10 protein-coding genes are annotated in these 9,345 nt (G+C 72.6%); 7 read left to right on the top strand and 3 right to left on the bottom strand.

Annotated elements, in window-relative coordinates; translation table 11 throughout:
• Positions 1 to 326: 326 nt before the first annotated feature.
• From nagA to ACFWMZ_RS27850, 3 genes are all read right to left on the bottom strand, one after another.
• Positions 327 to 1,517 (bottom strand): N-acetylglucosamine-6-phosphate deacetylase, encoded by a 1,191-nt coding sequence (gene nagA / locus ACFWMZ_RS27860; protein ID WP_383204921.1) that lies wholly within the window; start codon positions 1,515 to 1,517, stop codon positions 327 to 329.
• The gene (locus ACFWMZ_RS27855) at positions 1,517 to 2,449 is read right to left on the bottom strand and encodes an ROK family protein (protein WP_383204918.1); all 933 of its coding nucleotides are present in this window, start codon (positions 2,447 to 2,449) and stop codon (positions 1,517 to 1,519) included. Before ACFWMZ_RS27855 ends, nagA begins: the two co-directional genes overlap by 1 nt.
• 387 nt (positions 2,450 to 2,836) lie before the next feature.
• A complete protein-coding gene (locus tag ACFWMZ_RS27850) occupies positions 2,837 to 3,760 on the bottom strand; it encodes an SIS domain-containing protein (protein WP_383184171.1) in 924 nt (307 codons plus the stop codon).
• A 394-nt stretch (positions 3,761 to 4,154) separates the two neighbouring features.
• On the opposite strand from ACFWMZ_RS27850, the gene ACFWMZ_RS27845 reads away from it, so the two are divergent.
• From ACFWMZ_RS27845 to ACFWMZ_RS27815, 7 genes are all read left to right on the top strand, one after another.
• Positions 4,155 to 5,498 (top strand): ABC transporter substrate-binding protein, encoded by a 1,344-nt coding sequence (locus ACFWMZ_RS27845; RefSeq protein ID WP_383204916.1) that lies wholly within the window; start codon positions 4,155 to 4,157, stop codon positions 5,496 to 5,498.
• Between the two features lie 176 nt (positions 5,499 to 5,674).
• Positions 5,675 to 5,983: a gas vesicle protein gene (locus ACFWMZ_RS27840; RefSeq protein WP_383184217.1), complete on the top strand. Its 309-nt coding sequence runs from the start codon at positions 5,675 to 5,677 to the stop codon at positions 5,981 to 5,983.
• A gap of 66 nt (positions 5,984 to 6,049) precedes the next feature.
• Positions 6,050 to 6,502, top strand: a complete 453-nt coding sequence (locus ACFWMZ_RS27835; protein WP_383184215.1) for a gas vesicle structural protein GvpA — start codon at positions 6,050 to 6,052, stop codon at positions 6,500 to 6,502.
• 2 nt (positions 6,503 to 6,504) lie between these two features.
• Positions 6,505 to 7,218 (top strand): GvpL/GvpF family gas vesicle protein, encoded by a 714-nt coding sequence (locus ACFWMZ_RS27830; protein ID WP_383204913.1) that lies wholly within the window; start codon positions 6,505 to 6,507, stop codon positions 7,216 to 7,218.
• Positions 7,219 to 7,262: 44 nt separating this feature from the next.
• Positions 7,263 to 7,517, top strand: a complete 255-nt coding sequence (locus ACFWMZ_RS27825) for a gas vesicle protein GvpG (RefSeq protein WP_383184212.1) — start codon at positions 7,263 to 7,265, stop codon at positions 7,515 to 7,517.
• A 25-nt stretch (positions 7,518 to 7,542) separates the two neighbouring features.
• Positions 7,543 to 8,124, top strand: a complete 582-nt coding sequence (locus tag ACFWMZ_RS27820) for a hypothetical protein (protein ID WP_383204910.1) — start codon at positions 7,543 to 7,545, stop codon at positions 8,122 to 8,124.
• A partial coding sequence (locus tag ACFWMZ_RS27815) for an SRPBCC family protein (RefSeq protein WP_383204907.1) occupies positions 8,117 to 9,345 on the top strand: 1,229 nt, incomplete at its 3' end. The genes ACFWMZ_RS27820 and ACFWMZ_RS27815, both read left to right, overlap by 8 nt.

The raw sequence follows: 9,345 nt of genomic DNA, 5'->3' as shown, positions 1-9,345 counted from the left end.
GACAACCTCGGCCGCCTTGATGCGACTGACCCTTGAGCTGTCAGTTTGTGAGGAGGTACCCCGGCGCGGCCCCACCCCACCCACGCACCGGAGGGGCCGCGAATCCCAAGCCCGGCCGGCGCTTGAGGCCATCTTGGGGCCGCACCGCAGATGCGGCCCCGCCACAGCAGACAGCCCGGCCGGCGCTTGAGGCCATCTTGGGGCCGCACCGCAGATGCGGCCCCGCCACAGCAGACAGCCCGGCCGGCGCTTGAGGCCACCCAGCCCGGCCGGCGCTTGAGGCCACCCAGCCCGGCCGGCGCTTGAGGCCGAGGTGGCGGCCGGGCTCAGGCCGCCGAGGGGCTCGCCCCCACCGGGACCTGCGGCGTCACAACCCACTCGCCGCGCCGCAGGACGCCCTTCACCTCGAAGCCCTCGTCCAGAACGACCAGGTCGGCGTCCTTGCCGGGCTCCAGTGAACCGATGCGGTGGTCCAGGCCCAGCAGTCGCGCCGGGTTGGCGGAGAGGGCGCGCACGATCTGGTCGACCGGCAGCTTGTCGACCAGGGCGGCCCGGCGGAAGGCGCGGTCCAGAGTGAGGGTCGACCCGGCGATCGAGCCGCCCTCCACCAGCCGGGCCACCCCGTCGACCACGTCGACCTCCAGGGGCCCCAGCAGATAGCGGCCGTCGCCGAACCCGGCCGCGTCCATCGCGTCGGTGATGAACGCGACCCGGTCCGCTCCCGCGCGGTGGAACGCCAGCTCCAGCGCGGCCGGATGCAGGTGCGTCCCGTCGTTGATCAGCTCGACCGTGACCCGCTCGTCCTCCAGCAGCGCCGCGATCGGGCCGGGGGCGCGGTGGCCGAGCGGCGGCATCGCGTTGAAGAGGTGGGTGGCGACGGTGGCGCCCGCGTCGATCGCCTCCACCGTCTGCTCGTACGTCGCGTCGGTGTGGCCGACCGCCGCGACGACGCCCCGCTCGGCGAGCAGCCGTACGGAGTCCAGGCCGCCGGGCAGCTCCGTGGCGAGGGTGACCATGCGGGCGGCGCCCCGGGCCGCGTCCAGCAGGGCGGCCACGTCGGCGGGGTGCGGATCGCGCAGCAGGGCCTCGCTGTGGGCGCCCTTGCGGCACGGGGAGATGAACGGGCCCTCGAAGTGGATGCCGGCCAGGTCGCCCTGCTCGGTCAGCTCCGAGAGCAGCCCGGCGCGGGCGGCGAGGAACTCCATGTCGCCGGTGACCGTGGAGGCGACCAGCGTGGTCGTGCCGTGCGTGCGGTGTGTGGCGATGCCGGTCAGCACGTCCTTGACGGTGCCGGAGGTGAAGGAGGCGCCGCCGCCGCCGTGGTTGTGCAGGTCGACGAAGCCGGGCACGACCCAGTGCCCGGTCAGGTCCCAGTGCTCCGCGCCGGGCTCCTGGGCCGCCGCGGGAGCGCTCCCGCCGATGTGTGCGCCGTCCACCACGAGTTCGCCGTCGGGGACCGTGCCGGAGGGCAGCACCACCCGGGCGCCGGTCAGTACCTTGCGTGCGGGAGCGGCCATCAGGCGGATACCTCCGTGGCGAGTAGATCCCAGGCGAGGAGTCCCGCGCCCAGGCATCCGGCGGTGTCCCCGAGGGCCGCCGGGACGATCGTGGGGAGCTTCTGGAAGGTGACGCGTTCCTCCACAGCCGCCCGCAGCGGTGTGAACAACGTTTCCCCCGCCTCGGCGAGACCGCCACCGATGATCAGGGTGCGGGGGTCCAGCAGAGTGATGGCCATGACCAGCCCGTCGGCGAGCGCGTCCACCGCGTCCCGCCAGACGGCGACGGCCCGCGGGTCGCCCGCCGCTACGGCCTGCGCGCAGTCGGCCGCGTCGGCGTCCGGGTCGCCGCTCGCCCCGGCCCAGGCCAGCGAGACGGCGGAGGCGGAGGCGAGCCGCTCCAGGCAGCCCCGCTGGCCGCAGCCGCACGGCACCCCGCCGGGCCGGACCACGACGTGGCCGATCTCCCCGGCGCAGCCGTGGGCGCCCGGCTCGATGGCGCCGTTGATCCCGATGGCGCCGGCGATGCCCGTGCCGAGCGGCATGAACAGGAACCGGTCGGCCCCCTGCCCCGCCCCGATCCGCCCCTCGGCCAGCCCGCCGGTGCGGACGTCGTGGCCGAGGGCGACCGGGAGGGTGCCGAGGCGCTCGGCGAGCATGTCCCGCAGGGGGACGTCGGCCCATCCGAGGTTGGCCGCGTAGACGGCGACGCCCTTCTCGGTGTCCACGATCCCGGGGACGGCGACGCCCGCCGCGGCGGGCGGCTCGCCGAACTCGGCCAGCCCGTGCGCGTGCAGGGCGGCGGCGAAGTCGAGGATCGACGCGATGACGGCGTCGGGGCCTCGTTCCCGGCCGGTCTCCCGGCGCGCCTCGTACAGCAGCTCTCCGTCCGGGCCGACCAGTGCGGCCTTCATCCCCGTGCCACCTACGTCGAGCGCGATCACATGTCTCACCCGGACAGTCTGACCGGTGGCGGGGAAGAGGTCTAGTCCAGTGGGGAAATCGCCTGCGGCGCGCTTTCGGAATGGGTGGGGTTTGGTTGGGCTTTCCGGTGCCCCGGCGGGGGCCTCAAGCGCCGGCCGGGCTGGGAGGGGTGGCCTCAAGCGCCGGCCGGGCTGGGAGGGGTGGCCTCAAGCGCCGGCCGGGCTGTTTTTGGCTGGGGTCCGGATCTGTGGTGCGTCCACAAGCGACGGCCGGGCTGGGGAAGGGGGGGGGCTCAAGCTGAGCCGTGTCCGACGCGTGGGGGGTGTGACGGCATGGGGGGAGGGGGTCGCCCCTGCGGTGGCGGCAGGCCGGCCACCGTCCGCTCATTCCTGTGAGGCGTCGGCCCTGTCAGGGCTTCAGCTCGCCGGGGCCCCCGCGCCCAGCACCACACTGCGCGTCAGGTTCCGTGGGCGGTCGGGGTTCTGACCGTGGCTCTCCGCGAGGGCGACGGCGAGGCGCTGGGCGCGGATCAGGTCGGCGAGGGGGTCGGTGGACGGGTGGTGTTCGAAGTGGCCGCCGACTGCGTGGACCTCGTCGGCGAGGCCGTCGGGGGAGGCGCCGAAGAGCCAGGCGACGCGGCCGGGGGCGGTGATCGCGACCGGGCCGTGGCGGTATTCCATGGCCGGGTACGCCTCGGTCCAGGCGCCCGCCGCCTCGCGCATCTTCAGGGCCGCCTCCTGGGCCAGGCCGTACGCCCAGCCCCGGCCGAGGAAGGTCCACTGCTCGGCGGTGAGCAGGGGGCGCGGCAGCGGCTCGGTCACCACGTGTTCGGCGTCGTCGGCGGCCCGGGCGACCGAGCCGAGGCCGGGGAGGTCGCCGAGGGTGGCGCGGAGGAAGGCGAGGGCGGTGGTGGCGAACCGGGTCTGCACCACCGACTCCTCGTCGGCCCAGTCCAGCACGGCCACCTCGTCGGCGGCGGTCATCACCGGCGTCGCCGGGTCGGCGGTCAGCGCCACCGTGGCGGTACCGGCGGCGCGCACCAGGGCGAGCAGCTCCAGCACCTCCGTGGTCGTCCCCGACCGGGTCAGCGCCACCACCCGGTCGTACGCCCCGACCGCCCGGGTGCGCGGGAACTCCGAGGCGGCGAAGGCGTCCGTGGCGCCCTGCCCGGCCGACTCGCGCAGCGCGGCGTACGCCTGCGCCATGAACCACGAGGTGCCGCAGCCGACGACGGCGACCCGCTCCCCGGGCCGGGGCGCGGCGGTGAAGCGGGCCGCCTCGTCGGCGGCGCGGCGCCAGCAGGCGGGCTGGGTGGTGATCTCTGCTGCGGTACGGGACATGCGCGGCTACCCCTCACGGTGGTCCGCCCGGGCGGCTCCGGTGCGGCCGCCCCCGGCGGGGCTGTGCGGTCGTGCGGTCTGTCTGCGGTGCTGAGGTCCGACGGTACGGCGGCGGTGCGCGGGTGCGCGGCCGGTTCCCGTCCTGCTGTGCGGACCCGTCGGAGGCGGCGTGCGGTCCGTGTGACGTGCGGTGGACGCGATGTGCAAGGTCGATGTGACCCGCGCACGGAAGTGCATAGCAGGCCCGGACAAGCCGGGGCAACGGCCACGGCCCGTGGTCCCGACCCGTCCCCCGGCCGGTGTAGACCTTCCCGGTACGTCCGGGAGCGGCCCGGACGTGGCGGGCCCGGCCGGTGCGGCGGCCCGGCGGACCACGGCAAGGGCGGAGCACGACGTGCGGCGGCGACACCACGAGGGACGGGGCGAGGGACGAGGCGACCGGGGCGGCCGGGGAGCGGCGCGGACGGCCACCGCCCTGGGTGCCGTCCTCGCCCTCGCGGCCGGGCTCACCGGCTGCGGCTCCGAGAGCGCGGACGAGGGTGCGGGTGGCGACGACGTGACGCTGCGCCTGGTCGCCGCCGACTACGGCGACTCGGCCGCCACCAGCAGCAAGGGGTACTGGAAGCGGACCGTCGCCAGCTTCGAGAAGGGCCACCCCGGCGTCGACGTCGACGTGGAGGTGCACCCCTGGCGCACCGTCGACAAGGTCGTCGCCCGCCAGGTCGCCGCCGGGAACGCCCCCGACCTCGCGGTCAGCGGCACGTACGCCTCGTACGCCGCCTCCGGCAAGCTCTACCGCGCCGACGACCTGCTCTCCATCGGCACCCAGGCCGACTTCCTGCCCTCGCTCTCGCGCGCCGGGGAGATCCACCGGGTGCAGTACGGCATGCCGTTCGCCGCCTCCACCCGGCTGCTCTTCTACAACCGCGACCTCTTCGAGGAGGCGGGCCTCACCCCGCCCAGGACCTGGGAGGGCCTGCGTACCGCAGCCGAGGCGCTGAAGAAGCGTGACGTGCCCTATCCGTACGCATTGCCGCTCGGCCCCGAGGAGGCGCAGGCCGAGACGCTCAACTGGCTGCTCTCGGGCGGCTCCGGCTACACCGACGACCTCGGCTCGTACACCCTCGACTCGCCGCAGAACGTCGCCACCGTGAGCTGGCTCAAGGAGGAGCTGGTCGCCAAGGGGCTGACCGGCCCCGGCGCCCCCGGCGAACTCGACCGCGCCGAGGCCTACGCCGCCTTCGCCAAGGGCCGGGTCGGCATGGTCAACGGCCACCCCTCCCTGATACGCGCCGCTGAACGCTCCGGCGTGCGGTACGGCGTCGTCCCCGTCCCCGGCCGGACCGAGGGCGGGCGCGCCACTCTCGGCGCCACCGACTGGATGATCGGGTTCCGGCAGGCCGGGCACCCGGAGGAGGCCGGCGCCTTCCTCGACCACGTGTACAGCGAGAAGAACGTCCTCGCCTTCACCCGCGCCCACGACCTGCTGCCCGTCACCCACACCGCCTCCGACACCCTCGCCGCCGCCCCCGGCGACACCACCCTCCGCCGCTTCCTCGCCGAGCTCCCCGACGCCCGCCTCTACCCGTCGGAGAAGACCTCCTGGCCCCGGGTGAGCGCCCGCATCAAGACCGGCCTCGCCCGGGCCGTCACCCCCGGCGGCTCCCCCAAGTCCACCCTCACCCGTCTCCAGCGCCACGCCTCCGCCTCGGAGAACCCGCAGGCGGGCGATGGGTGACCCCGCCCCGGGGGAAGGGCTTCGACGCCGAAGGGGCGGCCACGCACGTGGCCGCCCCTTCGGCGTCCTGCCCGCGAACGCATACGTCCGGGCCGCCCGGGAACGCGGAGGAAAGACCCGATCGAATAGGTGATCGGGTGGACCGGAGGAATCCATGAGACAGGGCAGGAATCCGCATGGCGAAGGATGAGGGAAACGGCGGGAAAGAGGGCGGCGGTGCCGCCACCGAGCGCGTCGGCATATCCGAGGCGATGCGCAAGGCCTCCGTCCAGCTGGCCGAACTTCTCGGCTGCGAGCCGAGTTCCGTCTCTTCGCTGAAGGCCACGGATGACGGCTGGATGGCGGATGTGGAAGTGGTCGAGATCGAGAAGGTCCCGGACACGACCAGCGTGATGGCCTCCTATCACGTCTCCCTCGGAAAGCAGGGAGAACTCCTCGGATACGAACGCACTCGCCGCTACACGCGAGGTCAAGTAGACCGCTGAGCGACCCCCGCGCCGAAAAGGCGGGGAGAGGCTCGAACGCACAACTCATCGGAAGGGAGCCCGACCATGAGTCTCGTACAGCAGAGCAGCGCCCCCAACAGCACGGGCGGTTCCGGAAATCTCTACGACGTCCTTGAACTGATTCTCGACAAGGGCCTCGTCATCGACGCCTTCGTGCGGGTATCGCTCGTGGGCATCGAGATCCTGAAGATCGACGTCCGGGTGGTGGTCGCCAGTGTCGACACCTACCTGCGGTTCGCCGAGGCCTGCAACCGCCTGGACCTGGAGTCCGGACGCAAGGCGCCGACCCAGCTCACCGACATCGTCGGGGACAGCATGGAGAGCGGTGCCAAAGGAAAGTCGAAAGGAGCGCTGACGGGCGCGGTGGAGGCCTTCACGGAGTCCTTCCAGGGCGGCCGTGACGACGACTCCGAGGAGAAGGAGCCGGAGAAGCGCCCGGCGCGCAAGTCCGCCTCCTCCGGCAGCTCCCGCCGTACCAGCCAGCGCAGGGAGGAGTGACCATGGCCACGTACATCTACGCCGTCACCGCGGCCGACCACCCGCTGCGGCTCGACGGACTCGTCGGCGTCGGAGAGCCGCCGTCCGAGCTGCGGGTGGTCAAGAGCGAGCGCCACGCGGCCGTGGTCAGCGACGCCCCGGAGGAGCTCCGGGCCAAGCGCCGCGACCTCGTCGCCCACCAGAGCGTGCTGGAGCGGCTGATGACCGAAGGGTCGGCCCTCCCGATGCGGTTCGGCCTGGTCGGGCCGGACGACGACCAGGTGCTGGCCGCGCTCGAACAGGAGCAGGACACCTACGCCCAGCGGCTGGAGGAACTCGACGGCCGGCTGGAGTACAACCTGAAGGTCGCCCGGGACGAGGAGAGCCTCCTGCGGGAGATCCTCACCGAGTCGGACGAGGCGCGGCGGCTCAGGGACCACACCAGGAGCCACCCCGAGGCGCACGGGGAGAAGGTCGCCCTCGGTGAACTGGTCTCCCGCGAGATCGACGCCAGGAACGACGCCTCGGCCGAGCGGATCGCCGAACTCCTGGCCCCCGCCGCGGAGCGCGCCTCCGACGCCGGCCCGACGAAGGCGCATTTCCTGAACGTGTCCTATCTCGTCGCCCGCGACGACGCGGCCGCCTTTTCCCAGGCCGTGCACGAGACGGCGGAGAAGTACGGCGACGACTACACGTTCACGCTGAACGGACCGCTGCCGCCCTACAGCTTCGTGTGACCCGCGGATCCGCGTAATCCGTTCAACCGTCGGAGGCGTTCGGTATGGGCCTCATCATGAATGTCCTCACATTCCCTCTCGCCCCGATCAGGGGCACCGCTTGGGTACTCGACCAAGTGGTGCTCGCTGCCGAGCGCGAACACTACGACCCGGGTCCCGTACGCCAGCAACTGGCCGAACTGGAACAGGAACTGCTGAACGGCGAGATCGACGAGGAAGAGTTCGACCGCCGTGAGGACGATTTGCTGGACTGGCTCGAAGAGTGCGAGGCGTACCAGAAGGGCCGGCAGAGCCCTTGAACCCCGGAGAACGAGGTCTCAGGCAATGACAGACAACGTGAAGATAGGCGCGGCCCTGGTGGGTGGGTACCTGCTGGGCCGTACGAAGAAAGCGAAGCTGGCGATCGGCTTCGGTATGTTCCTGGCGGGCAAGAAGCTCGACCTCGACCCGAAGAAGATCGGCGGCATGCTGGTCAACTCGCCGGTGCTCGGGGGGCTGAGCGATCAGGTCCGCAAGGACCTCGTCGGGGCCACCAAGACCGCGGCCACCAACGCCCTCACCCAGCGGGCGTCCAGCCTCGCCGACTCCCTGCACCAGCGCACCGTGCGCCTCGACGACCCGGACGCCGCCCAGGAGGACGACGACCGGGAGGCCGAGGAGGCGGAGGGCGACGAGGAGGACGAGGCCCCGAAGGAGGAGGACCGCGGCGAGGCGGAGAGCGAGGAGAAGGCCGAGGAGAAGCCCGCGCGTTCCCGCAAGCCGGCCGCCTCCGGCCGGAGCTCATCGGGCAGCGGCGGATCCTCGGGCTCCGGGGGCCAGAAGAAGAAGGCGGCCTCGACGGCGCGCAAGACAGCGTCGAAGGCCCCCGCCAAGTCCCGCTCGACGCGTGGAGGCAGCCGTGGCTGACTCCGCCTTCACCAAGCTCAAGGACGAGGTCGCCAAGAACCCGGCCGCCGAGCGCCTCCGCGACGAGGTGCAGAACTACCTGAGCGCGCGGGCCCGCCACGCCGTCACCAACCTGGGCCAGAAGCTCGGGGAGAGCGCCGGCAAGCTGGCCGACGGCTCCGCCCCCACCGGCGCGGCGAAGACGCTGGCCAAGGGCGGCAAGGCGCTCGGCGAGGGCAAGTCGCCCGCCAAGGCGGCGCTCAGCGCCGGCGGCTCCCACGTGATGGACACCATCAAGGACAAGGTCAAGGGTGTGTTCGGCAAGGGACGCAAGGGCGGCGGCGGCAAGTCGAAGAGTGTCACGATCTCCGAGGACATCGACGTCGGCGTGCCCGTACGCGAGGCGTACGACCAGTGGACGCAGTTCCAGGAGTTCAGCACCTTCGCCAAGGGCGTCGTCAGCGTCGAGAAGTCCGACGACACCAGCAGCAACTGGAACGTGAAGGTCGCCAAGTCCACCCGCAGCTGGAAGGCGAACGTCACGGAGCAGGTGCCGGACGAGCGGATCACCTGGACCACCGAGGGTGCGAAGGGCACGGTCAAGGGCGTCGTCACCTTCCACCGGATCACCGACAACCTGACCCGGGTCCTGCTGGTCCTGGAGTACTTCCCCAAGGGCCTCTTCGAGAAGACCGGCAACATCTGGCGTGCCCAGGGCCGCCGGGCCCGTCTCGACCTGAAGCTGTACCGGAAGTTCATCATGATGCGTGGTGAGGCGACGGACAGCTGGCGCGGGGAGATCCGCGACGGCGAGGTCGTGGTCGACCACGACGACGCCCTCCGCGAGGAGGAGGAGTCGCAGGCCGAGGAGAACGGCCAGGACGCCTCCGACGAGGACGGCGAGCCCGAGGACGGCGAGCCCGAAGACGAGGGCGAAGAGGGCGAAGAGGGCGAGGACGACGACGCGTCGGCGGAGGCGGACGAGGAGTTCGACGACGAGGACGCCCCCGAGGCCGACGAGGAGGAGCCCGAGGACGAGGAGGCCGAGGACAGCCTCCCCGAGGACGAAGAGGCTCCCGCCGAGGGAGAAGAGGAGGACGAGGCTCTCGCGGAAGAGGACGAGGAGCCCGTGGACGAGGACGAGGAGCCGGTGGACGAGGACGAGCCGGAGGAGGCCCCCCGGCGCCGCTCCTCGGCGAGCGGTTGCGCACCGGGGCCCCCCGGCGGGCCGCGCTCCACCGG

This window comes from Streptomyces sp. NPDC058373, assembly GCF_042723275.1.
GTDB lineage: Bacteria > Actinomycetota > Actinomycetes > Streptomycetales > Streptomycetaceae > Streptomyces.
Note: the sequence above shows the minus strand (reverse complement) of the source record. Positions and strands in the feature narration are given on the sequence as shown.

Bases quoted from the DNA above. Each gene is read 5' to 3' on its own strand.
- nagA (WP_383204921.1), bottom strand. From the start codon at position 1,517: ATGGCCGCTCCCGCACGCAAGGTACTGACCGGCGCCCGGGTGGTGCTG.
- ACFWMZ_RS27850 (WP_383184171.1), bottom strand. From the start codon at position 3,760: ATGTCCCGTACCGCAGCAGAGATCACCACCCAGCCCGCCTGCTGGCGC.
- ACFWMZ_RS27840 (WP_383184217.1), top strand. From the start codon at position 5,675: ATGGCGAAGGATGAGGGAAACGGCGGGAAAGAGGGCGGCGGTGCCGCC.
- ACFWMZ_RS27835 (WP_383184215.1), top strand. From the start codon at position 6,050: ATGAGTCTCGTACAGCAGAGCAGCGCCCCCAACAGCACGGGCGGTTCC.
- ACFWMZ_RS27830 (WP_383204913.1), top strand. From the start codon at position 6,505: ATGGCCACGTACATCTACGCCGTCACCGCGGCCGACCACCCGCTGCGG.
- ACFWMZ_RS27825 (WP_383184212.1), top strand. From the start codon at position 7,263: ATGGGCCTCATCATGAATGTCCTCACATTCCCTCTCGCCCCGATCAGG.
- ACFWMZ_RS27820 (WP_383204910.1), top strand. From the start codon at position 7,543: ATGACAGACAACGTGAAGATAGGCGCGGCCCTGGTGGGTGGGTACCTG.